This window comes from Microbacterium sp. NPDC028030 (genome assembly GCF_040637855.1).
Classification (GTDB): Bacteria; Actinomycetota; Actinomycetes; order Actinomycetales; family Microbacteriaceae; genus Microbacterium.
Genome location: NZ_JBEZXF010000001.1, coordinates 151,278 through 176,893 on the forward strand (window position 1 = coordinate 151,278; position 25,616 = coordinate 176,893).

At 68.7% G+C, this 25,616-nt stretch carries 25 protein-coding genes; 12 read left to right on the forward strand and 13 right to left on the reverse strand.

The window, feature by feature from the left end:
• The first annotated feature begins 57 nt into the window (after positions 1–57).
• Both purS and purQ read left to right on the forward strand, forming a co-directional pair.
• Entirely contained in the window at positions 58–306 is a 249-nt protein-coding gene (gene purS / locus AB0E56_RS00650) for a phosphoribosylformylglycinamidine synthase subunit PurS (protein WP_045256886.1), read from the forward strand.
• The gene (purQ, locus tag AB0E56_RS00655; protein ID WP_359796185.1) at positions 303–1,010 is read left to right on the forward strand and encodes a phosphoribosylformylglycinamidine synthase subunit PurQ; all 708 of its coding nucleotides are present in this window, start codon (positions 303–305) and stop codon (positions 1,008–1,010) included. Before purS ends, purQ begins: the two co-directional genes overlap by 4 nt.
• Before the next feature lie 6 nt (positions 1,011–1,016).
• Here purQ and AB0E56_RS00660 read toward each other — a convergent pair whose 3' ends face one another.
• Positions 1,017–2,276, reverse strand: coding sequence for a hypothetical protein (locus tag AB0E56_RS00660; RefSeq protein ID WP_359796186.1), 1,260 nt, complete (start codon positions 2,274–2,276; stop codon positions 1,017–1,019).
• A 288-nt stretch (positions 2,277–2,564) separates the two neighbouring features.
• Between AB0E56_RS00660 and AB0E56_RS00665 the strand changes: the two genes are divergently transcribed.
• Positions 2,565–3,461, forward strand: coding sequence for an SDR family oxidoreductase (locus AB0E56_RS00665; RefSeq protein WP_359796187.1), 897 nt, complete (start codon positions 2,565–2,567; stop codon positions 3,459–3,461).
• A 42-nt stretch (positions 3,462–3,503) separates the two neighbouring features.
• On the opposite strand, the gene AB0E56_RS00670 is transcribed toward AB0E56_RS00665, so the two are convergent.
• Positions 3,504–3,932, reverse strand: coding sequence for a DUF1761 domain-containing protein (locus tag AB0E56_RS00670; protein ID WP_359796188.1), 429 nt, complete (start codon positions 3,930–3,932; stop codon positions 3,504–3,506).
• Between the two features lie 164 nt (positions 3,933–4,096).
• On the opposite strand from AB0E56_RS00670, the gene AB0E56_RS00675 reads away from it, so the two are divergent.
• Positions 4,097–5,767, forward strand: coding sequence for a glycoside hydrolase family 13 protein (locus AB0E56_RS00675; RefSeq protein ID WP_359796189.1), 1,671 nt, complete (start codon positions 4,097–4,099; stop codon positions 5,765–5,767).
• A gap of 92 nt (positions 5,768–5,859) precedes the next feature.
• On the forward strand, positions 5,860–6,867 hold the full coding sequence (locus AB0E56_RS00680) for a LacI family DNA-binding transcriptional regulator (RefSeq protein WP_359796190.1): 1,008 nt from the start codon (positions 5,860–5,862) through the stop codon (positions 6,865–6,867).
• Positions 6,868–6,879: 12 nt separating this feature from the next.
• Here the strand turns inward: AB0E56_RS00680 and nhaA are convergent, their stop codons facing one another.
• The 4 genes from nhaA to fdxA form a co-directional block, all read right to left on the reverse strand.
• Positions 6,880–8,196, reverse strand: coding sequence for a Na+/H+ antiporter NhaA (nhaA, locus tag AB0E56_RS00685; RefSeq protein ID WP_359796191.1), 1,317 nt, complete (start codon positions 8,194–8,196; stop codon positions 6,880–6,882).
• A 116-nt stretch (positions 8,197–8,312) separates the two neighbouring features.
• Positions 8,313–8,942 (reverse strand): superoxide dismutase, encoded by a 630-nt coding sequence (locus tag AB0E56_RS00690; protein WP_359796192.1) that lies wholly within the window; start codon positions 8,940–8,942, stop codon positions 8,313–8,315.
• A gap of 23 nt (positions 8,943–8,965) precedes the next feature.
• A complete protein-coding gene (locus tag AB0E56_RS00695; RefSeq protein ID WP_359796193.1) occupies positions 8,966–9,505 on the reverse strand; it encodes a flavin reductase family protein in 540 nt (179 codons plus the stop codon).
• A gap of 70 nt (positions 9,506–9,575) precedes the next feature.
• Entirely contained in the window at positions 9,576–9,902 is a 327-nt protein-coding gene (gene fdxA / locus AB0E56_RS00700; protein ID WP_359796194.1) for a ferredoxin, read from the reverse strand.
• A gap of 80 nt (positions 9,903–9,982) precedes the next feature.
• On the opposite strand from fdxA, the gene soxR reads away from it, so the two are divergent.
• On the forward strand, positions 9,983–10,432 hold the full coding sequence (gene soxR, locus AB0E56_RS00705) for a redox-sensitive transcriptional activator SoxR (protein WP_359796195.1): 450 nt from the start codon (positions 9,983–9,985) through the stop codon (positions 10,430–10,432).
• A 37-nt stretch (positions 10,433–10,469) separates the two neighbouring features.
• Here the strand turns inward: soxR and AB0E56_RS00710 are convergent, their stop codons facing one another.
• The 6 genes from AB0E56_RS00710 to AB0E56_RS00735 form a co-directional block, all read right to left on the reverse strand.
• Positions 10,470–12,716 (reverse strand): glycoside hydrolase family 3 N-terminal domain-containing protein, encoded by a 2,247-nt coding sequence (locus tag AB0E56_RS00710; protein WP_359796196.1) that lies wholly within the window; start codon positions 12,714–12,716, stop codon positions 10,470–10,472.
• The gene (locus AB0E56_RS00715; RefSeq protein ID WP_359796197.1) at positions 12,716–13,846 is read right to left on the reverse strand and encodes an ABC transporter permease; all 1,131 of its coding nucleotides are present in this window, start codon (positions 13,844–13,846) and stop codon (positions 12,716–12,718) included. Before AB0E56_RS00715 ends, AB0E56_RS00710 begins: the two co-directional genes overlap by 1 nt.
• A 1-nt stretch (position 13,847) precedes the next feature.
• Positions 13,848–14,936: an ABC transporter permease gene (locus tag AB0E56_RS00720; protein WP_359796198.1), complete on the reverse strand. Its 1,089-nt coding sequence runs from the start codon at positions 14,934–14,936 to the stop codon at positions 13,848–13,850.
• Positions 14,933–15,739 (reverse strand): ATP-binding cassette domain-containing protein, encoded by an 807-nt coding sequence (locus tag AB0E56_RS00725; protein WP_359796199.1) that lies wholly within the window; start codon positions 15,737–15,739, stop codon positions 14,933–14,935. The genes AB0E56_RS00720 and AB0E56_RS00725 overlap by 4 nt, the downstream gene beginning before the upstream one ends.
• On the reverse strand, positions 15,736–16,560 hold the full coding sequence (locus AB0E56_RS00730) for an ABC transporter ATP-binding protein (protein WP_359796200.1): 825 nt from the start codon (positions 16,558–16,560) through the stop codon (positions 15,736–15,738). Before AB0E56_RS00730 ends, AB0E56_RS00725 begins: the two co-directional genes overlap by 4 nt.
• Before the next feature lie 73 nt (positions 16,561–16,633).
• On the reverse strand, positions 16,634–18,301 hold the full coding sequence (locus AB0E56_RS00735) for an ABC transporter substrate-binding protein (RefSeq protein WP_359796201.1): 1,668 nt from the start codon (positions 18,299–18,301) through the stop codon (positions 16,634–16,636).
• A 157-nt stretch (positions 18,302–18,458) separates the two neighbouring features.
• Between AB0E56_RS00735 and AB0E56_RS00740 the strand changes: the two genes are divergently transcribed.
• Both AB0E56_RS00740 and AB0E56_RS00745 read left to right on the forward strand, forming a co-directional pair.
• A complete protein-coding gene (locus AB0E56_RS00740) occupies positions 18,459–19,103 on the forward strand; it encodes a TetR/AcrR family transcriptional regulator (RefSeq protein ID WP_359796202.1) in 645 nt (214 codons plus the stop codon).
• A 47-nt stretch (positions 19,104–19,150) separates the two neighbouring features.
• On the forward strand, positions 19,151–20,368 hold the full coding sequence (locus tag AB0E56_RS00745; protein WP_359796203.1) for an amidohydrolase: 1,218 nt from the start codon (positions 19,151–19,153) through the stop codon (positions 20,366–20,368).
• Positions 20,369–20,480: 112 nt separating this feature from the next.
• Here AB0E56_RS00745 and AB0E56_RS00750 read toward each other — a convergent pair whose 3' ends face one another.
• Positions 20,481–21,077, reverse strand: coding sequence for a hypothetical protein (locus AB0E56_RS00750; protein ID WP_359796204.1), 597 nt, complete (start codon positions 21,075–21,077; stop codon positions 20,481–20,483).
• Between the two features lie 196 nt (positions 21,078–21,273).
• Between AB0E56_RS00750 and AB0E56_RS00755 the strand changes: the two genes are divergently transcribed.
• The 4 genes from AB0E56_RS00755 (at position 21,274) to AB0E56_RS00770 (ending at position 25,577) form a co-directional block, all read left to right on the forward strand.
• Entirely contained in the window at positions 21,274–22,497 is a 1,224-nt protein-coding gene (locus AB0E56_RS00755; protein WP_359796205.1) for an ROK family transcriptional regulator, read from the forward strand.
• Positions 22,497–23,441, forward strand: coding sequence for a sugar ABC transporter permease (locus AB0E56_RS00760; protein ID WP_359796206.1), 945 nt, complete (start codon positions 22,497–22,499; stop codon positions 23,439–23,441). Before AB0E56_RS00755 ends, AB0E56_RS00760 begins: the two co-directional genes overlap by 1 nt.
• Complete coding sequence (locus AB0E56_RS00765; protein ID WP_359796207.1) at positions 23,434–24,249, forward strand: carbohydrate ABC transporter permease; 816 nt, start codon at positions 23,434–23,436, stop codon at positions 24,247–24,249. Before AB0E56_RS00760 ends, AB0E56_RS00765 begins: the two co-directional genes overlap by 8 nt.
• A gap of 68 nt (positions 24,250–24,317) precedes the next feature.
• Positions 24,318–25,577: a sugar ABC transporter substrate-binding protein gene (locus AB0E56_RS00770; RefSeq protein ID WP_359796208.1), complete on the forward strand. Its 1,260-nt coding sequence runs from the start codon at positions 24,318–24,320 to the stop codon at positions 25,575–25,577.
• The last annotated feature ends 39 nt before the right edge of the window (positions 25,578–25,616 follow it).

The window sequence follows — 25,616 nt, forward strand, 5'->3', positions numbered from 1 at the left end:
CTCGCCCCGGGGCGGTAGACTGAAGGCGCCCGTCCGCCCGCGACTCTTGGAGCCGTCATGCCCACCATCGTCGTCGACGTCATGCCCAAGCCCGAACTGCTCGACCCGCAGGGGAAGGCCGTCTCCGGCGCCTTCGCACGTCTGGGCGTCGAGGGCTTCAGCGACGTCCGCATCGGCAAGCGCTTCGAGCTCACCGTCGAGGGCGAGGTCACCGACGAGGTTCTCGCCGAGGCCAAGCGCATCGCCGACGAGGTGCTCTCCAACTCCGTGATCGAAGACGTCGTCGGCATCGAGGTCGCGGAGTGACCGTCCGCATCGGCGTCATCACCTTCCCGGGTTCGCTCGACGACCGTGACGCGCAGCGCGCCGTCCGCATCGCCGGTGCCGAGCCGGTCGAACTGTGGCACGGATCGCACGACCTCGAGGGTGTCGACGCCCTGGTCCTCCCCGGAGGCTTCAGCTACGGCGACTACCTCCGTGCGGGTGCGATCGCCGCGCTCTCGCCGATCATGGCCGAGGTCAAGGATGCCGCCGCCAAGGGCATGCCCGTGCTCGGCATCTGCAACGGGTTCCAGATGCTGGTCGAGGCGCACCTGCTTCCCGGCGGACTGATCCGCAACAACCACCAGCACTTCGTCCGTCGCGACCAGAAGCTCACGGTCGAGAACTCCGACACCGCCTGGACCAACGCGTTCCGCACCGGCCAGGAGATCGTGATCCCGCTGAAGAACGCCGACGGCGGCTACATCGCCGACGAGCAGACCCTCGACCGCATCGAGGGCGAGGGGCTCGTGGCCTTCCGCTATGCCGGGGTCAACCCGAACGGATCGCTCCGCGACATCGCCGGTCTCACGAACGAGGCGGGCAACGTGGTGGGACTCATGCCGCACCCCGAGCACGCCACGGAGCCCGGCTTCGGCCCCGACACCTCGGCCGCCATGCGCAGCGGTGTCGACGGACTCGACTTCTTCACGAGCGCGATCGCCGCCGTCGCCCGCGTCGCCGCGTAGCCCCGCTCAGCCAGCAGGAAGCATGAACGGGTTCGTCCCCGACGCGGCCAGCAGGTACCACGCGGTCGCGCCGGTGTGCAGGCTCGCGTAGTACAGGTCGCCGAAGCCGGAGTCGAGGCCGTCGTTCGAGGTGGCGACGATGCCCTTGCCGTCGCCGTTCGGAGCGTCGCGCTGCGCCAGACGGATGCTGCGCAGCAGGGACTCGACCCGGTCGTCGTCGCCGACTCCGCCGCGGAGTCGCAGCGCCAGAGCCAGGTGACCGCTGCCCTCGAACCACACCTTCGACACGTCGACCTCGCTGATCGACGGCCCCGTGTACGGGCCATCCGACGCCATGAGGCTTCCGAGCGTCCAATCGAGCGCCGCACCGTACCGCGGGTCTCCCGTCGCGAGCGCACTCCACGTCTGGCCGTCCAGCGGGATGGGACGGGTGTTGATCGTCGAGCCGTCGAGGGCCGTCCCGGTGTTCACGTGGCCGTCCGCGCTCTGCATGGCTGCCACGAACCCCGCGGCCACCGCCGCCCGCTCGGTCCACACGGCATCCCCGGTGAGCTGCGCCAGCTGCGTGAAGAATCCCGTGATGTCGGCGTTGTGCTCGGTGGACTTCCACGTGAGCGAGGTGCCGTCCTCGAGCTGACCACCGGTGTAGCCGAAAGGCGCTCGGTCCATGTCGGCCGTGTTGGCCTGGATCCACTGACCGACGCGGACGGCGCCGTCCAGATATCGAGGGTCACCGGTCGCGTGCGCGAGCCGAGCGAGGGCCAAGCCGACCCACGCCTGGTTGCCGGTGAACGTGCCGGGTCCGGTGATCTCCACTCGCCCCTGCCGGATGCCGTGCGGCTCGTACGATGCGCGGGTGCGACCGTCGCCGATCGGGTCGTTCTGCTGCACGAAGAGGAGGGCGTCGCCGATCGCTCGCGCGCGGCGGAGGTCGTCGGGCAGACCTCGGGCGGTGTAGGCGATCGCGACCAGAGCGTCGTCGTAGACGAACGAGGGAGTGAAGTCCCAGCTCGGGGTCGTGAAGAACCCGCCCTCGTAACTGCGCGGCAGGCAGCGACCGGCGCCGTCGCAGAACTCGTCCACGCGCGCGTCGAGGAACTCGTACGCCAGGGCGACAGACACAGACGGATCCGTCGCGGCGTCGGAGGGCGCACCGTCAGCGGCAGCGAAGGCCCCCGACACGGCCGGCGCGGCGGCAGCGAGCACCGCGGCGACGAGCGCAGCGGCGATCACCGACGGCACCCTTCGGCGCGACGAATCGGGCATCGGAACCCCTCTGGCAGGACCACGACCCGGACAGTTCGTGGGCGGCCGGACGGCCACGATAGGAACATTCGCATACCGGGGACGCCCGCAGAAGTGGCGAAGGTCTAGTTCTGCGGTGAGGGTTGCGCCGCGACGTCCGCGTAGCAACCAGGCCCGTCCGGCGCAAGGCTTTTGCCTCGACGGGCGTCGACCCGCACGCTGGGAGTCCACTCGTCACCCCGGACCCGCGCCGCGTCTCGCACGCGGTCGCGGACGGCGGGACGATCCGCAGACGAGGAAGGACGCATCATGACGCGCGACCAGTACACCTTCACCAACCCCGCCGAGCTCTATGCCGACATCGAGCCCGAGAAGCAGCACATGCCGGAGCCCGGCTTCGACGCCGACCTGACCCCGAAGGCCGACCTCGGCGAGGAGAGCTACCGGGGCACCGGACGCCTGACCGGACGCAAGGCGCTGATCACCGGCGGTGACTCCGGTATCGGTGCGGCCACGGCGATCGCGTTCGCCCGCGAGGGCGCCGACGTGGCGATCTCGTATCTGCCCGAGGAGGAGAAGGATGCGAGCCGCATCGCCGACATCCTGCGCGACGCCGGCGTGAAGGTCGCCGCTCTCCCCGGCGACCTCCGCGACCCCGAGTATTGCCGCACCCTCGTCGCCGATGCGGTGGCGGCCCTCGGCGGCCTCGACATCCTCGTCAACAACGGCGGGAAGCAGGTCTACCAGGAGTCGCTGATCGACATCACGGACGAGCAGTTCGACGACACGTTCAAGACCAACGTGTATGCGATGTTCTGGATCACGAAGGCGGCGCTGCCGCACCTGCCCGCCGGGTCGACGATCATCAACACCACGTCGATCCAGGCGTACTCGCCCTCGGGCATCCTCGTCGACTACGCCGCGACCAAGGCGACCATCAACGCGTTCACCAAGGGACTGGCCGAGCAGCTCGCTCCGAAGGGCATCCGCGTGAACGCCGTGGCACCCGGCCCGATCTGGACCCCGCTGCAGCCCAGCGACGGCCAGCCGCAGGAGAAGCTCGAGAGCTTCGGCGAAGACACCCCGCTCGGCCGCATGGGGCAGCCCGCCGAACTCGCCCCCGCCTACGTCTTCCTGGCATCGGCCGAGTCGAGCTATGTCGCCGGCGAGACGCTGAACGTCAACGGCGGCATGCCGACGCCGTGAGCACGCGGGGTCGTCGGCGCTCCTTCGACGACCCCGAACGACCTAGACCAGTGCCGGCGGCCACACTCCGATCAGCACGGCCATCACCACGACCGTCACCAGCTCGTGCGCGATGTTGAGGGTGGTCAGTCTGGTCGAGCGGCCTTCGAACGCGTCGTGCGTGATGAAACGGGCGGCCGTGAACCCCGCCCACAGCGTCACCGCCGTGACGACGGCGCCCCAGAAGAACGACCCACCGTAGAAGTGCCAGGCGATGGCGGATGCTCCGGCGAGCACCCATGCCGTGATGAAGCTGACGATCACGGTCGTGATGATCGGCCATGCAGCCGTCGCGGCCGGGCGATCCATGTCGACGTCCGCGAGCTTCGCCCATCGCGTGCCGAACACCTTGGGCGCGTACCAGACCGACCCCACGAGCATGCTCGACGCGGTGGCCAGGAGGACCGCCCAGTAATTGATCTCGGGAACCATGACAGCCTCCACTCGTCGGTTGCCGCCACCCTACTCCCGCGACGCGACGGCGCGGGGAGGAGGTCGACGGGGTCACCTCACCGCGAACGCACCGCGACGGGACGCCGAACCGATTCGATGCCTTCCCTGGCGGGAGTGTAAGCGTTTGCAGTAACCTGTTTCGCATGGCACAGCTTGAGCAGAACGCAGCCCCCGGTTCCGAGTGGTGGCGCAGCGCCGTCATCTATCAGATCTACCCCCGCTCCTTCGCGGACGCCTCCGGCGACGGCATCGGCGACCTCCCGGGCATCACCAGCCGTCTGGACGCGCTGCAGGATCTCGGCGTCGACGCGATCTGGCTGAGTCCGTTCATGACCAGTCCGCAGCGCGATGCCGGCTACGACGTGGCCGACTACCGCGACGTGGACCCGCTGTTCGGCACGCTCGCCGACTTCGACGAGATGCTCGCGCAGGCCCACGCCCGCGACATCCGGGTGATCGTCGACCTGGTGCCCAACCACTCCTCCGACCAGCACGTCTGGTTCCAGGAGGCGCTCAAGGCCGCCCCCGGCAGCCCGGAGCGCGCGCGCTACATCTTCCGCGACGGCAAGGGCGAGAACGGCGAACTGCCCCCGAACAACTGGGAGTCGGTGTTCGGCGGTGGCATGTGGCAGCGCGTGACCGAGGCCGACGGCACCCCCGGCCAGTGGTACCTGCACATCTTCGATGCGACGCAGCCCGACTTCGACTGGAACAACGAGGAGGTGCAGGAGGAGTTCCGCTCGATCCTGCGCTTCTGGCTCGACCGCGGCGTCGACGGATTCCGGGTCGACGTGGCCCACGGCATGATCAAGACCGAGGGCCTGCCCGACTACACCCCGCCGACGGATGCCGACTCGATGGGCGGCGGCGAGTCGAACGTGCCGTACTGGGGTCAGGACGGCGTTCACGAGATCTACCGCGACTGGCACAAGGTGCTGGCGGAGTACGACGGCGACCGCGCCCTGTGCGGCGAGGCCTGGATGCCGACGCTGCAGCAGACCGCCCTGTGGGTGCGTCCGGACGAGATGCACCAGACGTTCAACTTCCCGTACCTGATGACGCCGTGGGATGCCCAGCGGCTCGGCGACGTCATCCGCGAGTCGCTCGACGAGTTCGGCGCGGTGGGCGCGCCCAGCACGTGGGTGCTGTCGAACCACGACGTCGTGCGCCACGCATCGCGCCTCGCACTCACGGCCGACAACCCGCAGGGCGAGGGCATCGGGCCGAACACCCCGCACAAGCCCGACACCGCGACCGGCCTGGCCCGTGCCCGCGCCGCCACGACCCTGATGCTCGCGCTCCCCGGATCGTCGTACCTGTACCAGGGCGAGGAGCTCGGACTCCCGGAGGCCATGGAGATCCCGGACGAGTTCCGTCAGGACCCGACCTGGTACCGCACGAACGGCGAGCGCTACGGCCGTGACGGCTGCCGCGTCCCGCTGCCGTGGGAGGCGGATGCTCCGGCCTTCGGCTTCAACGAGACCGGACTCTCGTGGCTCCCGCAGCCGGCGGAGTGGGCGACATACGCCCGCGATGTCGAGGAGGTCGACCCCGCGTCGACCCTCGCGCTGTACAAGCGTCTGCTGGCCGCCCGTCGCGAGCACGGCTTCGGCGCCGGCTCGCTGGTGTGGGAGGATGCCGGCGCTGACGCGGTGGCCTTCCGGCGCGGAGACGTGCACGTGGTCGCGAATCTCGGCGCCGAGCCGATCGAGCTGCCCGCCGACGCGACGGTCATCCTGCAGAGCCAGCCCTTCGACGGCGCGGCCCTCCCGGTCGACACCGCGGTCTGGTACACCACCCCCGCCCAGGTCTGACCCGCGCCATCCCGCCCCGTCGCACTTTCCGTCGATCTCAGCCGCACGGCTCGACAGGGAGTGCGACGGGAGCGGATCACACAGAGGAACACATGGCCAGCATCGATGAGGTCGCCCGGCTCGCCGGGGTCTCCACCGCGACCGTCTCCCGCGCGCTCAGCGGCCGCGGACACGTGTCGGAGTCCGCCAAGGAGCGGGTGCAGGCCGCGGCGCAGTCGCTCGGCTACGTCGTGTCCTCCCGCGCATCGAGTCTGGCTTCCGGTCGGACGCGCAACATCGGCGTCGTGGTGCCGTTCCTCGACCGGTGGTTCTTCAGCACGGTGCTCTCGGGCGTCTCGGCGGCGCTCATGCGCGCCGGCTACGACATCACGCTGTACAACATCACCGCCGACAAGGACGTGCGCCGACACGTGTTCGACACGTTCCTGCGGCGTCAGCGGGTGGATGCCGTGATCGCGGTGTCGATCGAGCTCGATGAGGACGAGACGCAGCACCTGCTCGATCTCGGACTTCCGGTGATCGCGATCGGCGGCCCGAACCCGAAGCTCGACACCCTCACGGTCGACGACGTCGCAGTCGCCCAACTGGCCACCGAGCACCTCATCGGTCTCGGTCACACCGACATCGCGCACATCGGCGCGAACCCCGAGTTCGACATCGACTTCCACATCCCCACGAACCGCCGCCTGGGCTTCGAGAAGGCCCTGCTGACGGCCGGCATCCCCCTGAACCACGCGTTCCTCGAGCCCGCGGACTTCACGGTCGAGGGCGGGTACCGGGCGGCGAAGCAGCTGCTCGGACGCCCTGGGCCCCGCCCGACCGCGGTGTTCGCGGCATCCGACGAGATGGCGATCGGAGCCCTGCTCGCCGCGCGCGACCTCGGGTTCAGCGTGCCGGAGGAGCTGTCGATCGTCGGCATCGACGGGCACGAGCTCGGGGAGTTCTTCCGCCTGACCACGGTGGACCAGTTCCCGCTCGGCCAGGGCGAACGGGCCGCGGATGCCGTGCTGGCGAAGCTCGCCACCCCGGACGAGGTGCACATCCCCTCCGAGCTGCCGTACGAGTTGAACGTGCGCGGCACCACGGCGCGGCTCATCTGAGCGGAGTGCCGCCTACTCCTCGCGCTGATACACATCCGGGACGCCGTCGCCGTCGGCGTCGACGGACTCCTGCGCGGCGATCGCCCGATACCGCCGGTTTCTCGCGCCCAGCAGGATCGATGCGGCGACCGCGGCGAGCACGGAGGCGATGAGGATGGCGACCTTCGCGGCATCGTGCTCGAGTCCTGCGGGGAAGCTCAGCTCCGCGACCAGCAGCGACACCGTGAATCCGATGCCCGCGAGCATGCCGACGCCGATCAGGTCGACCCACCGGAGTCCCCCACCCAGCTTCGCGCGGGTCGCCTTCGTCGCGATCCAGGTGGCGACCACGATCCCGATCGGCTTGCCGAGCACCAGGCCGCAGACGATCGCGATGGCCACGGGGTGCGTGACCGTCTGCACGAAGCCGTCGCCGACGACGGCCACGCCGGCCGCGAAGAACGCGAAGACGGGGACCGCGAACCCGGCGGACAACGGACGGAACCGGTGTTCGAACTCCTCCGCGAGCCCGGGGCGCTCGATCCCGTCGGCATCCGTCTCCCCGGAACGGACCGGGATCATGAAGCCCAGGGCGACGCCCGCGATGGTCGCGTGGATCCCCGATGCGTGGACGAAGGCCCACACGACCACGCCGATCGGGAGCAGGATCAGCCAGGCCGCGAAGCGGTTGCGGGCGAAGAACCCCTGCCGCATCTGTGCGAGCGCCGCGTACAGGGCGAGGCCGAGGATCGCGGCGGGGAGCGGCATCGGGTTCAGGTCATCGGTGTAGAAGATCGCGATGATGCCGATCGCGATGAGATCGTCCACCACCGCCAACGTCAGCAGGAACAGACGCAGGCGCGCGGGCAGATGCGAGCCGATGATCGCGAGGACGGCGACGGCGAAGGCGATGTCGGTCGCCGTCGGAACCGCCCATCCGCGCAGCAGTTCGGGATCGGGCCCGATGACGAGCACGTAGATCAGGGCGGGGACCACGACGCCCCCGACGGCCGCGGCCACCGGCACGATCGCGGTTCGCACGTCGCGCAGATCGCCGACCACGAACTCGCGCTTCAGCTCCAGACCGACGAGGAAGAAGAAGATCGCCAGCAGTCCGTCTGCGGCCCAGGCTCCGAGGCTGAGGCGGAGGTGCCATGGCTCGTAGCCGATCTCGAAGTCCCGGAGCGCGAAATAGCTCTCCGCGAGTGGGGAGTTCGCCCACACGAGGGCGAGCGCGGCCATCACCACGAGAAGTATGCCGCCGACGCTCTCCTTGCGCAGGAGGGTGCCGATGCGGCGGACCTCGCGGTAGCTGCCGCGGGCGGGGAAGGAACGACGGGCGTCTGTCATGGGAGCTCCGAGGTGTCGACGAACGATGATGTCGACCAGGCTTCCCGACGCTCCTTCCTCCACCCTAGACGGTTACGCGAGTGCATTCCTGGGCGGACGCGGTGCGCCCCGCGGGATCAGGATCCGACGATCAGACCCTGTGTCGCGGTGCGGGCGGTCTCGAAACGGCGCTGCACGTCCGACCAGTTCACGAGGTTCCAGAAGGCCTTGACGTAGTCGGCGCGCACGTTGAGGTAGTCGAGGTAGTACGCGTGCTCCCAGACGTCGAGCTGCAGCAGCGGGGTGACGCCGAGCGGCGCGTTCCCCTGCTGGTCGAACAGCTGGAAGATCACAGGCCGGGCGCCCACGCTGTCCCACGCCAGCACGGCCCAGCCCGACCCCTGCACGCCGAGGGCGGTCGCGGTGAAATGTGCGCGGAAGGCATCGATCGACCCGAACGCGTCCTCGAGCGCCGCCGCCAGCTCACCCTCGGGAGCGCCACCGCCCTCGGGCGACATGTTCTGCCAGAACACCGAGTGGTTGATGTGGCCGCCGAGGTTGAAGGCGAGGTCCTTCTCGAGCTTGTTCACGTTCGCGAGATCCCCGGCGTCGCGGGCGGCGGCGAGCTGTTCGAGTGCGGTGTTCGCGCCGGTGACGTACGCCTGGTGGTGCTTGGAGTGGTGCAGCTCCATGATCTTGCCGGAGATGTGCGGCTCGAGCGCCGCGTAGTCGTAGGGCAGCTCGGGGAGTGTGTAGAGCGCGGACATGGTGTTCCTTTCGTGGAGCGGGTTCAGAGGGCGGTGTCGTGCGGGAGGGCGTGGAAACGGCGGTCGAGGTAGACCAGCGGACGGGCGGCGCGCCCCGGCAGCACCTCGAGCACCTCGGCGATCACGACCGTGGAGGAGCCGACGGGGACGTTCTGGATCGAGCGGCACCGCAGCGCCGCACGCGCCTCGGGCAGGTGCGGCTCTCCCGTGGGCAGTGTCGTCCAGCCCTGTTCCGGCGTGAAGCGCTCGGAGCCGCTGACCGCGAAGCTCTGCGCGAGGTCGGAGTGTTCGTCGTCGATCAGGTGCACGAGGAAGGTCTCGGCGCCGAGGAGCGCCCCCGCACTCCCGGTGGCACGCGTCACCGAGAACACGATCGCGGCGGGGTCGACCGCCACGGATGACACGCTCGATGCGGTGAGGCCGACCGGGCCGGCCGGAGTCTGCGCCGTGATGATGGCCACGCCGGCGGGGTGGGTGCGGAACGCGGCCTTGAGCCCCTCGCCGACGGGAGTGGGGACGGGTGCGGCCGGGTGCGGCACGGGCTCTGGGGCATGGGCGGTCATCGGACGGTCTCCTTCACGGACGCGGGCTGCGCATGGTCGAGCGTGACGCAGACGATCGTGAGGCGCGGACTCATGCGTGCGCCTCCTGCGGGGGAAGCGCGGCGACCAGCGGGTGGTCGAACGAGAGCATCCCCGTCTTGGCCGCCCCTCCGGGCGAGCCGATCTCGTCGAAGAACTCCACGTTCGCCTTGTAGTAGTCCTGCCATTCCTCGGGCAGGTCGTCTTCGTAGAAGATCGCCTCCACGGGACACACGGGTTCGCAGGCGCCGCAGTCCACGCACTCGTCGGGGTGGATGTACAGCGAGCGCTCGCCCTCGTAGATGCAGTCGACGGGGCACTCGTCGATGCAGGCCTTGTCCTTCACATCGACGCACGGCAGGGCGATCACGTAGGTCATCGGTCGGTCTTCGTTCGGGTCACGGTTTCCACCGTAAAACCTCAAGTATACTTGAGGTCAAATCGAGGAAGGTCGACCGGATGAGTCCGCACGCACCCGACGAACCGCTGTCGATCGGCGAGATGACGAGGCGCACCGGCGTCGCGGCATCCGCCCTGCACTTCTACGAGTCCCTGGGCCTCATCGCGTCGACTCGCACGCCCGGCAACCAGCGCCGCTATGCCCGGCACATGCTGCGCCGCGTCTCGCTCATCACGGTCGCCAAGCGCCTCGGCATCCCGCTCTCCGACGTGCAGACGGCCTTCGCCGACGTGCCGCTGACCGAGACCCCGAGTCACGCCGACTGGCAGCGGGCCTCGCGGCGGTGGAAGCGCGAGCTGGAGAAGCGCCGCGAGGGCATCGAACGCCTGGAGCGCGAACTCACCGGATGCATCGGCTGCGGCTGCCTGTCGATGAAGGCCTGCGGCCTGCTCAACCCCGACGATGCTCTCGGTACCCAGGGCGTCGGCCCCCAGCGCCTTCAGGACTGAGAGAACGATCCAGCGTCACGTCCTCCCCGGCCGACGGTCACATCACCTCGAACTCGGCGGAGAGGAGCACATCGTCGCGCGAGCTCGGACCGACCAGGAGTTCGAACATGCCGGGCTCGACCAGGCGTGTACCCGCCGCGTCCACGATCGTGCACTCCGCGACCGGAAGCTCGACTCGCACGCGCGCGGTCTCCCCCGGCGCGAGATCGACCTGACGGAACGTCTTGAGCTCCTTGTCGGTCCAGCTCACGCTCGTCACCGAGTCGCGCACGTACACCTGCACGGTCTCGCGCACCGACCGGGCGCCCGTGTTCGACACCGTGATGTGCCCGACGATCGTGTCGGACTCCCCGAGTGCGGTGTCCTCGAGCGTCAGGTCGGCGTACTCCACAGTCGTGTACGACAGCCCCTCGCCGAACGCCCAGGCAGGCGACTGCGTGAGGTCGGCATACCGGTCGCCGTGCTGACCGCGGATCTGGTTGTAGTACGTCGGCTGCTGACCCACGTGGCGGGCGAACGAGATCGGCAGACGCCCTGAGGGCTCGGCCGCGCCGGAGACGATGTCGGCCAACGCCCGGCCGCCCTGCATGCCGGGGTTGGCCGCCCAGATCACGGCGGCCGCCTTCGACGCGGAGGGAGGGAGCACGAGCGGCTTCGAGGCGAGCAGCACGATCACGACGGGCTTCCCTGTCGCGATGAGCGCGTCGATCAGGGCGTTCTGCCCGCCGATGAGCTCGAGCGTCGCGGTGGATCGCCCCTCGCCGACGAGCTCGATCCGGTCACCCACGACCGCCACGACCACGTCCGATTCCGATGCGGCGGCCACGGCCTCCGCGATCAGCGCCGCATCCGGCTCGCACGGCTTCACGACCGGCGGGCGCGGCTGGTGATCGGGGAAGAATCGTCCGCGGGGATCCTCCTCGAGCGTGAGGATGTCGGCACCCCTGGCGTGCGTCACCGTCCAGCCGTCGATCGCCTGCAGCCCGTCGAGCACGGTCGTGATCATGTCGCGGGGCTGACCGTCGAGCCACCCTGCCTGACCGGAGCCGCCCGCCCAGTCGCCGAGCTGCGTCTGCGCGTCGTCGGCGAGGGGTCCGGCGACGAGCACCCTGAGGGGCCCCGTCGGGTCGAGCGGCAGCACGCCGTCGTTCTCGAGCAGCACGAGCGAGCGGCGCGCGACCTCGAGGTTCAGCTCCGCGTGCGCGGTACTGCCCACCACCGCGGCGAGCTCGGTCCCGGGCAGCCGGGGATTCTCGAACAGTCCGAGCTCGAACTTGAGCGTCAGGATGCGGGCGGCGGCGGCATCGAACGCGTCTTCGTGGAGCATGCCCGCAGCGACCGCGTCGAGAGCGCCCTCGAAGAAGCTCGGCGTGGTCATGATCATGTCGTTGCCCGCCCGCACCGCCGCCGCGGCCGCGTGGGCGATGTCGGGCTGGATCCGCTGCTCCCACACCATGCGTCCGACGTTGTCCCAGTCGGTGATGAGCGTGCCCGTGTAGCCCCACTCGCCCCGAAGCACATCGCTGAGCAGCCAGTCGTTGGTGGTGATCGGCACCCCGTCGGTGGTCTGGTAGCCGAGCATGAACGTGCGGCATCCCTCGCGGGCGACGCGCTCGAACGGCGGCAGGAACCACGACCGCAGCTTGCGGCGGGAGATGTCGGCCTCGCTCGCGTCGCGCCCGCCCTGGGTCTCGGAGTATCCGGCGAAGTGCTTGGCCGTCGCCAGGATCGCGGTCGGATCGTCCAGGCCGTCGCCCTGATAGCCGCGCACCATCGCCGAGGCGAGCTCGCCGATCAGGAACGGGTCTTCACCGAACGTCTCGTCGATGCGGCCCCAGCGCAGGTCGCGGGCGATGCACAGCACGGGCGAGAACGTCCAGTGGATGCCGGTCACCGCGACCTCTTCCGCCGTGGCGCGGGCGACGCGTTCGACGAGGCCCGCATCCCACGAGGCCGCCATTCCCAGCTGCGTGGGGTAGATCGTGGCTCCTGGCCAGAACGAGTGTCCGTGGATGCAGTCCTCTCCCACGAGCAGCGGGATACGGAGGCGGGTCTGCGCGGTGAGCTCGTTCGCGCGCAGGATGCGCTCTGGCGAGGTGTGCAGGATCGACCCCGCGTGACGGCGGGCGATGTGGTCGTCGAGGTCGTCGCGGGCGTCGAGCTGGAGCATCTGCCCGACCTTCTCCTCGAGCGTCATGCGGCTGAGGAGGTCGGCCACGCGTTCCGGGATCGAGAGAGCGGGGTCCTGGTACGGAAGCTGCGTGGTGAGGGTCTGAGAGGTCATCACTTCGTGTTCTGGTTCGTGTTCGGGGCCGAAGAGGTCGAGGAGTCGAGCGAGGTCGCCGACGATACGGGATCGGGGGACGGCGCGGGCAGGGGCACGCTGCGGACGGCCGTGACCGCGTCGTTGACGTTCAGCCCCTTCTTCTTCATCGCTCTGGCCCACTCACCCGCCGAGCGCAGTCGCGGGTTGACGTACTCGTCGATGCCGAAGTTGATGAGCGACAGCGCGACGCCGATGATCGCGATGCACAGGCCGGCGGGCACGTACCACCACCACAGCCGTGGGAACGCGCCGTTCTGTTGCGCCCAGAACAGGATCGTGCCCCAGTTCAGGTTGCTCACCGGGATCACGCCGATGAACGCCAGCGTGGTGAGTCCGAAGATCGCGGCGGTCACGGTGCCGACGAAGCTCGACGCGATGAGAGCCATGAGGTTCGGCAGCATCTCGACCGTGATGATGCGGCGCAGCGGCTCGCCGTTGGCCCGCGCCGCCTGGATGAAGTCGCGGTTGCGCAGCGACATGGTCTGAGCCCGCAGCACGCGAGCACCCCACGCCCACCCGGTGAGCCCGAGCACTGCGGCGATCACGATCAGCGGCGGGTTGTCGAACTGCGAGGCGATGATGATGATGAGCGGGATGCCGGGGATCACCAGGAACACGTTCGTGAGCGCCGACAGCGACTCGCTCTTCCACCCGCGCACATATCCGGCGATCACGCCGATCGTGATCGCGATGATGGTGGCGATGAACGCGGCGAGGAAGCCGACGACGATCACGCCGCGGGTGCCGAAGATGATCTGGCTCAGCACGTCCTCCCCCATGTGTGTGGTGCCCAGCCAGTGTTCCCAGGAGGGCGGCTGGCGCAGCGCAGTCCTGTCCTTCTCGGTGGGCCCGTACGGCGCGATCCAGGGGGCGAGGATCGCGATGAGGACGAAGACTCCGAGGATGATGAGCCCGGCGATCGACTTGGGGTTGCGGAACATCGCGAACGCCTGGGCGAGCTGCGACCAGAAGGTCTTGCGCGGCGGGGCTCCGGTGGGGGCGGTGTGCACAGTCGCGGTCTCGGGCATGCCCGACACGACGGCCGACCCGTCGGGTGCGGTGCTCGCTGCGGTGGTGGGAACGGTCATGTCAGGACTCCATCTGGCGCGTGCGCGGGTCGAGGTAGGCGTAGACGACATCCGCGAGGATGTTGGCCACGAGCACCGACAGCGTGATCACGAGGAAGACGCCCTGCATGAGGGCGAAGTCCTTGGCGTTGGTCGCGTCGAGCAGCAGCTTGCCGACGCCCGGATAGCTGAACACCATCTCCATCACGATCGTGCCGCCGACGATGAAGCCGATCGACAGCGCAAAGCTCTGGATCTGCGGCAGCACCGCGTTGCGGGCGGCGTAGCCCCAGAGCACGCGCCTGTTGGGCATGCCCTTGGCCTGCGCGACCGTGATGTAGTCGTCGTCGAGCACGGTCAGCATCATGTTGCGCATGCCGAGCACCCACCCGCCGAGCGAGGCCACCACGATGGTCAGGGCGGGCAGCGTGCCGTGCATGATCACCTGGCCGATGAAGTCGAGACTCCATTCCGGGGACTGCCCCTTGTCGTAGGCGTGCGATGACGGGAACCACTTGAGGGTCGAGGAGAAGATCGCGATCGCGATCAGGCCGAGCCAGAAGTAGGGGATCGTGTTGAAGAACGTCGTCACCGGGATGATCGCGTCGAGCTTGCTGCCGCGCTTCCATCCCACGAAGGCGCCGGCGACCGTGCCGATCGCGAACGAGATGATGGTCGCGATCCCGACGAGACCCAGCGTCCACGGCAGCGCGGCGGCGAGAACCTCCGCGACCGGGCGCAGGCCATGCAGGGTCGAGATGCCGAGGTCGCCGCGCAGCAGCATCGCCCAGTACTCCAGGTACTGCTGCCAGATGGACTTGTCGGTGTCGATGCCGAGCAGGATGCGCAGTGCGTCGGCCGCCTCTGGGCTCACGTTGCGGTTGCGGGCGAGGTACGAGCTGACCGCGTCACCCTTCATGAGCCGCGGCAGGAAGAAGTTGATCGTGATGGCCGCCCACAGCGTGAAAAGGTAGAAGCCCGCGCGTCCGGCGAAGAACCGCCACGGCACGCGCCGTCGGCCGCGCTCGGCTGTGGTCGCGGTGGTGCCGACCTCGAGCGCGTCGCGGGCGACGAGGTCGTTGTCGTCGAGCTGGGGGAATGCCGTGCTCACAGGGCGCCTCCGTTCGATGCCGCCGAGGCGAAGTGCTTCTCGGGGTCGGGAGAAGCGGCGCGCAGCTCTCGGGTGTACGGGTCCTGCGGGTTCAGGATCACGTCGTCAGCCGTGCCGTACTCCACGACGCGGCCCTGGTTGAGCACCATGATCTCGTCGCTGAAGTGGCGGGCCGTCGCCAGGTCGTGGGTGATGTAGAGCACGCCGAGTCCCTCCTCGCGCTGCAGGTCGGCGAGCAGGTTCAGCACGCCGAGCCGGATCGAGACGTCGAGCATCGACACGGGCTCGTCGGCGACCAGGAGCGAGGGGCGCGAGGCCAGAGCACGGGCGATGGCCACACGCTGCCGCTGGCCACCGGAGAGCTCGTGCGGACGGCGGTCGATCACGGCATCCGCGTCGAGTCGCACCCGCTCGAGCAGTCGTCGCACCTCGTCCTCGGTCTCCTTCTTGGGCACGACGGCGTCGAGGCGGATCGGTCGCTCCAGGTGGTAGCGGATCGAGTGGTACGGGTTGAGCGAGGCGAACGGGTCCTGGAACACCATGCGCAACTGCTGCCGGTAGGCCCGCAGGCCCTTGCCTCGGCGGGGGATGGACCTGCCGTCGAGCAGCACCTCACCGCTGGTCGGGGTCTCCAGCTGCGTCAGGATCTTCGCGATCGTGGACTTGCCGCTGCCGGACTGGCCGACCAGACCGATCGTGCGCCCGGAGGTCAGGGTGAAGCTCACGTCGTCGAGGGCCTTGATCTGGCCGGCGCCGCGGACGTTGTAGGCCTTCGTGACATGGCGGAATTCGAGCGTGGTCATCGCGCCAGCACCCCTCTCTCCCCGGTCAGGCGGGGGAACGACGACAGCAGGGTCTTCGTGTATTCGTGCTCGGGCTGCGTCCAGATCCGTTCGGCTGTCGCGAGCTCGATGATCTCGCCCTCGCGCATGATCGCGATCCGGTCGCTGATCTCCAACAGGAGCGGAAGGTCGTGGGTGATGAAGATCACCGAGAAGCCGAACTCGTGACGCAGCTGCGAGATCTGCGAGAGGATCTCGCGCTGCACGAGCACATCGAGCGCCGTGGTCGGCTCGTCCATCACCATCAGCTGCGGACGCAGTGCGAGGGCCATCGCGATCATCACGCGCTGTCGCATGCCGCCGGAGAGCTCGTGCGGGAAGGAGCGGATGCGCTGGCGTCCGACCTTCACGATCTCGAGCAGCTCCTCGGCCTCGGCACGACGCTGCTTGCGGTTCATGTCGGGTCGGTGGATCTCGAAGACGTCCTCGAGTTGGGAGCCGATCGTCGCGACCGGGTTGAGGGCGTTCATGGCCCCTTGGAACACCATCGACACCTTGTCCCAGCGGAAGCGCTGCATCGCGTCGGCGTCGAGGGCGTCGATGTCGACGTCGACGCCGGTCACGTCGTGGAAGGTCACGCTGCCGCCCGTGATGACGGCCGGGGCGCGGAGCAGGCGCTGCACACCGTAGGCGAGCGTGGTCTTGCCGCAGCCGCTCTCCCCGGCGAGGCCGAGGATCTCGCCGCGCTGCAGTTCGAGGGTCACGTTCTTCACCGCCTCGACGGGCGGATCGACGTCATACACGACCGAGAAGTCGCGCACGCTGAGCAGAGGATCTGGCATGGGGTGTCCTTCGTCGACCTGCTCAGGGGAGCTCATGCCGCTGCGGGCACGGGCTCCCCCGGCAGGAGGGTGCTTACTCGGCAGGCGTCAGCTTCGTCAGGATCTGCACGATGTTCTGCTGTGTCGGGTCGGCGGACGCGTACGGGTCCTCCTCCGACGGCCAGCCCACGTAGTTGCGCGTGTTGAACTCGCCCAGCAGCGGGTGCGCGCCCAGCGGGATGGCCGGCACCTGCTCGGAGAAGATCGTCTGCAGCGTGTCGAGTGCGGCCGTGCGCTCCTCGTCGGATGACGCGTTCGCGTAGGTGTTCAGCGCGGCCGTCGCCTCCGGGTCCTCGAAACGACCAAAGTTGAAGCCGGCCTTGCCATCCGAGATCCAGCGGGGGTCCATGGTCGACGTGTAGAGGCCGTAGGCCGTGCCGCTGTCTTCCAGCCAGTGGATGATCGCCGAGAAGGTGCCGTTGTCGCGCGGGTCCGCCCAGCCGCCCCAGTCGGGCATGTCGATCTTGACCTCGGCGCCGATGGCATCGGTCACGTCTTCGGCGATCAGTTCCTGGGCGGTGTTCCAGTCGCTCCATCCGGAGGGGACCGAGAGCGTGAACGAGACGGGTGCGCCGTCGGGGTCGATCAGCGCGTCGTCCTTCCAGGTGTAGCCGGCCGTCTCGAGCAGGTCGCGGGCCTTCTCGGCGTCGACCGAGTAGTTCACGCCCTTGAACTCGGGCTGGATCTCGTCCTCGAGGATCGACGAGAGTCCGGTGACCGACCAGACGGCCTCGCTGGCGCCTTCGCGGGCGATGTCGACGTAGGCATCGCGGTCGATGACCCAGGCGAGCGCCTGACGGAAGGCCGGGTCGTCGAAGGGCTTCTGCTGCAGGTTCATGAACAACGTCGCCGAGCCGGTGGTCGGAGCGGCCCAGAACTTGTTGTGCTCGGGGTCGGCGTCGAGGAACTGCTCCTGGATCTGCGGGATGAACGCCTGCGCCCAGTCGGCTTCGCCCTGCGCGAGCGCCGTGGTCAGGGCGGTGTTGTCGCCGTAGGAGACGTAGTGCAGCTCGGGGACCGCGAGGTCGCCGCCCCAGTAGTCGTCTCGGGCCTCGAGGGTGACCGACTCGGTCGACCAGTTCGACAGGACGTAGGGGCCGGTGCCGACGAGGTCGTCGCCCTTGACGGGGTCGGTGGCGGGGTCGTCGAGGTTCTCCCAGATGTGCTTCGGGACGATGGGCACGTGCAGGGCGCGGGCCAGGTTGACGAACTTCGACGCGGCGAACGTCAGCACGACGCTGTCGCCCTCGACCGCGGCGCTGTCGAGCTGGAGGCCGGCCGTGTCGAGGGCAGGCGTGGAGGCGAGCTCGTACGAATAGACGATGTCGTCGGCGGTGAACGGCTCGCCGTCGCTCCAGGTGACATCCTTCCGCGGGACGACCGTGAGGACGGTGTAGTCGTCGTTCCACTCCAGGCTCTCGGCGAGCCAGGGCGTGACGCCGCGGTCGCCGGTCTGGTTCACGAGGGCGAGCGTCTCGAAGATCACCTTGCCGTACCCGTACTTCGAGGCGGACGAGTCGCCGACGTACGGGTTGTTGGACTCGGTGGTGATCGCGCCGTCGGGCTTCGCGATGGTGAGGGAGGCCGAGCCGGCGCCACTGCCGGAGTCGTCGTCCCCTCCCCCGGCGGAGCATCCGGCGAGGGCCGAGATGCCGAGTGCGGTGATCGCGGTCACGGCGATCAGAGACTTCCTGAGCTTCATTGCTTCTCCTTGGCACGGGTCTTTGTGCTGCGTCATCGGTGGACGGGAGCCCTCCGACGGTCGTGATTTGCTTACTGTCGAGAAAGTAAGCTTCCGTGAGGTTACCGAGGAGTAAGTTGGATCGCAAGCACAGCTCGACGAGGGAGAGGAAGCCGCAGTGGCAGACAGCGACCAGACGGTACGCGTGCGCCCGGCGACACGCGCGAAACGCGAGCAGATCCTCAAGGCGGCGATCGAGATCTTCGGCAACAAGGGGTCGACGAACGGCACCCTGGCCGACGTCGCGGAGCAGGTCGGCATCACCCACGCGGGGGTGCTGCATCACTTCGGCTCGAAGCAGAAACTGCTGCTCGAGGTGCTGGCGTACCGCGACCAGGACGACGTCGCCGGCCTGGCGCAGAAGCACATCCCCGGCGGCCCTGAACTGTTCCTGCACCTCGTGCGCACGGCCTTCACCAACGAGAAGCGCCCCGGCATCGTGCAGGCGTACACCGTGCTCTCGGCCGAGTCCGTCACCGACGAGCATCCGTCGCGGCCGTTCTTCGCCGAGCGGTACACGACCCTCCGCCGCGAGGTGACCGCGGCGTTCCATGAGCTGTGCGCACAGGAGGGCGTGTCCGATCCCGACACCATCGCGTCGGCGGCAGCGGCGATCCTCGCCGTCATGGACGGACTGCAGCTGCAGTGGCTCCTGCACCCCGACGAGATCGACCTCGGCGAGACCAGTGCGTTCGCGATCCAGGCCATCGTCAACGCCGTGCTGCATCCGGGTCCCGCCCTGCAGACCTACGTGCACACCTGACCTTCTCGACCAGGCGGTGTCGTGACCGTGCGGACTAGGCTCGGGCCATGACGATCGATCTCGAAGCGCTGTACATCGACCTGCACCAGCACCCTGAGCTCTCGTTCCAGGAGACGCGCACCGCCGGCATCGCCGCCCAGCATCTGCGCGACCTCGGACTCGAGGTCGAGGAGGGCGTCGGCGTCACGGGCGTCGTCGGCGTGCTGCGCAACGGCGAAGGACCCGTCGTCTGGGTGCGTGCCGACATGGATGCACTCCCGGTCGAAGAGCAGACCGGGCTGTCCTACGCGAGCACCGCGAAGGGCGTCGACCCCGCAGGCACGACCGTTCCCGTCATGCACGCGTGCGGCCACGACATGCACGTCACGGCCATGATCGGCGCGGTCGAGAAGCTCGTCGCCGAGCGCGCCGAGTGGGCGGGCACCCTGGTCGTGCTGATCCAGCCCGCCGAGGAGTACGGCGCCGGCGCACGCGCGATGCTGGACGACGGCATCCTCGACCGCTACCCGAAGCCCGACGTCGTGCTCGGCCAGCACGTCACCCCGCTCCCCGCCGGCATCATCGGGGTGCGCAGCGGCACCCAGATGGCGGCATCGGACGGACTCACCGTGACCCTGCACGGACGCGGCGGCCACGGCTCCCGCCCGCACGCCACGATCGACCCGGTCGTGATGGCCGCGGCGACCGTGATGCGCCTGCAGACCATCACCTCGCGCGAGATCGACCCGCAGAGCGTCGCCGTCGTCACGGTCGGCTCGATCCACGCAGGGCTCAAGAACAACATCATCCCCGCCGAGGCGAAGCTCGAGCTCAGCCTGCGCTACCCGAACGACGAGATGCGCGAGAAGGTGCTCACGAGCGTCGAGCGCATCGTCCGCGCCGAGGCCACGGCATCGGGGGCGGAGCGCGAACCCGAGATCCGCACCGACCACACGCTGCCTGCCACGATCAACGACGAGGACGCCACGGCCAGGGTGACCGCAGCCCTGCAGCGCGCGCTCGGCGAGACATCCGTCATCGACCCGGGCATGTTCACCGGCAGCGAGGACGTGTCGTGGTTCGCGCGGGACGCCGGTGCTCCGCTGGTGTTCTGGTTCTGGGGCGGCCACGACCCTGCGAAGTTCGCCGAGGCCGTCGCCGCCGGCCGCCAGGAGGCCGACGTCCCCACGAACCACTCGCCGTTCTTCGCGCCGGAGATCCACCCCACCATCGAGGTCGGCGTCACCGCGATGTCGGCGGCGGCGAGGGAGTTCCTCGGTTCGTAGGCCGCGGGTTCGATGGCGCGCGACGGCAGCGTCCGTTCGTCGACGAGATCCACGAACCTCACCGGGTAGGTCCTGTTTTTCGGGGTGGCGGCCAGATGAGCGCGCGCTTCACTCACTCAGCAATCTTCACGGAGTACCCGAGCGAGTACAGGCATGTCTGCGCCTCCGGGGACATCACATCGAACGGATACTCGGCCGGCCCCGCTCCAGAACCAGACGCGTTCTCGAAATCCGCCTTGGTGAACTCGTCATCCACCACCCCCGCCTTCTTGAGACAGTTCACCGCGGCCTGAGGGAAATCCGCCAAGAGGTCAGGATTCGCCTGCTGCAGGGTGAAGATCTCTTGGGTGGCGGCATTCACCGAACACTCGTACTGCGCCTTCGCCTGCGCATCGATCTCGGCTTCGGAATAGCGCCCGGGCGGCGGCTGGAACTCGATGACGCCGTTCAGGAGCACCGTCCGGTCGAACTCGATCCCCGCCGATTTCAGGCACGCGTCGAAGAGATCCATCCCTTCGACGTAGTCTGCCTGCGAGATCTTGCCTTCCTCACTCGCCTTCTCCAGAGCTGCCCTGTCCCACTCCGACAGGTCGTTTCGCCCCAGCGCCTGTTCGATGAGGGCATGCAACGACGGGGCAAGACGCCCCGCGTCGTCATCGGGCGCGGGGGCACACGCTGACACCGTCAATGCCGACAGCGCTGCCGCCACCAAGAAAAGTCCGCGTCTTCTCATCGACCTTCTCCGTTGAAGTTGTTCTCCGTGCATGAGTAAAACTTTACGTGATACTGCCGACCTATTCACCGATCGTCGCACGCGGGTCGAGCGCGTTCTCGGAATCGGCCTGGCATTGACAGGACCCCTACTTGTTTCTATAGTTCATTTAGTCCTAAACAAAGGGGTTCCTGTGACTCAGTCCTCGGCACGGTCCGACATCATGCGCTCCGCCGTCCTCGCCCAGGTCGGCGCGCTCGGACCCACGTCCCGAGCGAGCCTCGCGCGACTGCTGAGCGTGTCGCCCGCCCTGGTCACGCAGGTCACGAAGCAGCTGATCGCCGACGGCCTGCTGGTCGAACTCGACCACAGCCCCTCCCAGGGCGGACGCCCCGCCCGCCTGCTCGGTCTCGTCGCCGACGCCGGCCGCGTCATCGGGGTCAAGGTCGTCGCCGACCACATCACCGTCGTCGAGGTCGGTATCGACGGCACCGTCGTGCGCTCGGCGACGGAGCCCTTCGACGCCGCATCCGCGACCGCGATCCCGACCCTCGCGAGCCTGCTGCGCACCTTCATCGCCGGCGGCAGCGACCGCCCTCTCCTCGGCGTCGGGGTGGGCGTCCCCGGTGACGTCGACGACCAGAGCCTCGGCAACGTCGACTCGACCCAGCTCGGATGGAGCCACGTGCCCCTCGGCGACGTGCTGCGCCGCGAACTGGCCCTCCCCGTGCTCGTCGAGAACAACGTCAACGCCCTCGCGATGGCGGAACTCCTTCACGGCCAGGCCCGCGGCCACGACAACGTGCTGGTCGTCACGATCGGCACGGGCATCGGCGCCGGCATCATCGCCGACGGCTCCGTGCTGCGCGGGCACGGCGGCGGTGCGGGCGAGATCGGCCACCTCCCCACTCAGGAGGACGGACCCCGGTGCAGCTGCGGGGCGGACGGATGCCTGGAATCGCTGATCGGCGAAGGCGCCCTGGTGTCGGCGGCCCGCACCCGCGGGATCATCGGCGAGGCGGCGGGCATGTCCACGCTCCGCGGATGCGCCGACGCGGGCGACACCGCCGCACAGGAGCTGTTCTCACACGCCGGGCACCTCCTCGGCCGTGCGCTCGCGGGGGTCGTGAACACGATCGACCCCGAGATCCTCATCCTCCTCGGCGAAGGCGTCGAGGCCTGGAACCACTGGTCCTACGGTTTCGAGCCGGCGCTGCGCTCCGGGCTCATGCCCCGTAAGCGCGGCATTCCCGTCGCGGTCGAGACCTGGCAGGACGACCGCTGGGCGCAGGGAGCCGCGAGCCTCGTGCTCGCGACGCCGTTCGACGCCGCAGGGCGCACCGGCGAACAGGGCCGTCTGGTCCGCGAACGTCTGACCGAGCCCTCCCTCCGTGACGGAGCGCAGGAGTCCCGCTGATGACCGCGCTCGACTCCCGCCCGGCCGTGGAGGCCCCGCCTCCCACCCGCACCCCGGCACGCGCCCGTCGCTCCCGCCGTGCGCGGTATGCGATCACCGTGCTGATCTTCCTGCTCCCCAGCGCGCTCCCGCTCGTGATGTTCACGCTGTACCCGATGGTCGGTGCACTGTGGACGAGCCTGCACAGCTGGAACCTGCTGTCTCCGATGCAATGGGTCGGCTTCGACAACTACATCCACCTGCTGCAGGACCCGGCGACGCACCGCGCGTTCCTCAACACGCTGTACTACCTCGTCGGGTACCTGCCCCTCGTCTACGTCGGGGGACTCGCACTCGCATTGGCCCTCAACAGCGCGATCCCCGCCCGCAACTTCCTGCGCGGCGTGTACTTCCTCCCCGTGGTGACCAGCTGGATCGTCGTCGCGCTGGTCTGGCGCTGGCTGCTCAACCCCGACATCGGCATCGTGAACGCGGTGCTGGGACTGGTCGGCATCGACGGCCCGGGATGGTGGACCGATCCCGCGTGGGCGATGCCCTCGATCATCATCGCGTCGGCGTGGAAGGACCTCGGCTTCGTGATGATCATCCTCCTCGCAGGCCTCCAGGCGATCCCGGCCGACCTCTACGAGGCCGCCCGCGTCGACGGTGCAGGGCCCTGGCGTCGACTGGTGAGCGTGACCATGCCGATGCTCTCGCCGTCGACGTTCTTCGTCATCGTCATCTCGCTCATCAACGGGTTCCAGGTGTTCGACCAGGTGTACGCGATGACCGGCGGCGGTCCGGCCGGTGCGAGCACGGTCGTCGTGCAGCAGATCTATGACCTCACCTTCCGCTACGGGCGGGCCGGCGAGGCATCCGCCCTCTCGTGGATGCTCTTCCTCGTCGTGCTCCTCATCACCGTGATCCAGATCCGCGGCCAGAAGAAGTGGGTGAACTATGCGTAAGCGTCTCGGCACCGTCGCTCTGACGACCGTGGTCATCCTCGGGGCGCTGGTCATGTTCTTCCCGTTCCTGTGGACGATCGTGACCTCGATCTCTCCCGGCGCCGGACTCTCCTCCACGCCGCCGTTGATCCCGGAGAACCCCTCGTTCTCGGCATACACCGAGCTGTTCGCGAACACGCCGTTCGCCAGGGTCGTGCTCAACTCGCTCGTCCTCGCCGTGGTCGTCACGCTGCTGCAGCTGCTCACGAGCTCGATGGCCGCGTACGTCTTCAGCCGCATGCCCTTCCCCGGTCGCGACGCCGTGTTCGCGGTGTACCTCGCGACGATGATGATCCCGATCCAGGTGCTGATCGTGCCGCTGTTCGTGCAGATGCGCGACCTCAAGCTCGTCGACACCTACCTGGGTGTGCTGCTGCCGAGCGTCGCGAGTGCCTTCGGGGTGTTCCTGCTCCGGCAGGCGATGAACTCCGTGCCGCGGGAACTCGACGAGGCCGCGACTCTCGACGGGGCGGGGCACTTCCGCATCTTCGGGACGATCGTGCTCCCGCTGGTCGGTCCGACGATCGCCACGCTCACGGTCTTCGCGTTCATGAGCAGCTGGAACAGCTTCCTGTGGCCGTTGATCATCCTGCGATCCGCCGAGCTGCAGACGCTTCCGCTCGCGCTCGCCGGCCTGCAGGGGCAGTACACCACGCAGTGGGACGTGATGATGGCGGGCTCCGTCGTCTCGATCCTGCCGATGCTCGCCATCTACGTCTTCGCCCAGCGCTACGTCATCCAGGGCGTCGCCAGCTCCGGGATCAAATGACCTCGGAGCATCCGCACCGACTGCACCACCCGATCACGCACCACCCGATGAGAAGGAGAACCCCCACCATGTCACGCACAGCATGGACCCCGGTCGGCACCGTCGCCGTCCTCGCCGTCGTCGGCCTGACGGTCGCCGGCTGCTCGTCCGGAGGCACGGATGCCTCCGGCGACGGCGACCAGGTCACCATCACCTACTCGAACTTCATCTCGAACGGCGGCAACGAGGAGAACCTCGCCACCATCGTCGAGGCCTTCGAGAAGGAGAACCCCGATGTGAAGGTCGACGTCACGACGCTCCCGTACGCCGACTACTTCACCGCGCTGCAGACCGACCTGGCAGGCGGCACGGTGTCGGATGTGTTCGACATCGAGTTCGCCAACTACGCCGCCTATCAGGCCAACGGCATGCTCGCACCGCTCGAGGGCGTCGACACCGACGTGTACCAGACCTCCCTCGCCGAGGCCTACGCCACGGACGGCACCCAGTACGCCTTGCCGAGCTCGTTCTCGAACGTCGTGCTGTTCTACAACGCCGACCTGTTCGACGCCGCCGGCCTCGAGTACCCGACCGCCGACTGGACCTGGGCGGATGAGCAGGCCGCTGCCGAGAAGCTCACGGATGCCGCCGCGGGCGTCTGGGGCGACTACCAGCCGATCAGCTACCACGAGTACTACAAGGCGGTGGCGCAGGCGGGCGGCGACTTCCTGAACGACGACGGCTCCGCCGTGGCGTTCAACTCCCCCGAGGGTCTCGCCGCGGCGGAGTGGCTGGTCGGCAAGAGCGGCACCACGATGCCGACCGCCGAGCAGGGAGCGGGAACGCCCGACTTCGACAGCGGCCTCTTCGCCGAGGGCAAGCTCGCGATGTGGCACACCGGCATCTGGATGTTCGGCGGCCTCGCCGATGCCGGCTTCGCGTGGGACATCGCGGTCGAACCGGGCGACACCACCCCGGCGAGCGCGCTGTTCTCGAACGGCGTCGCCGTCTCGGCCGGCACCGAGAACGCGGACGCCGCCCAGCGCTTCGCCGAGTTCCTCACCAGCTCGAAGACCATGGTCGACGTGCGACTCGACAGCGGATGGGAACTGCCGCCGATCGCCGACGAGAGCCAGCTCGACGCGTACCTCGACAAGGGCGACCCCGCCAACCGTCAGGCCGTGTTCGACTCGCTCGATCAGGTCGCTCTCGCCCCCTCGATCGGCGAGGGCCAGACCGAGATGCAGGACATCGTGAGCGAAGAGCTCACCGAGGCCGCGGCCGGGCGCAAGAGCGTGCAGGAAGCCCTCGACTCGGCTGAAGAGCGCGTCAACGCGCTGCTCGGCTGAGGCCACCCCACCCCGGGGCGGGCCGACCGGCCCGCCCCC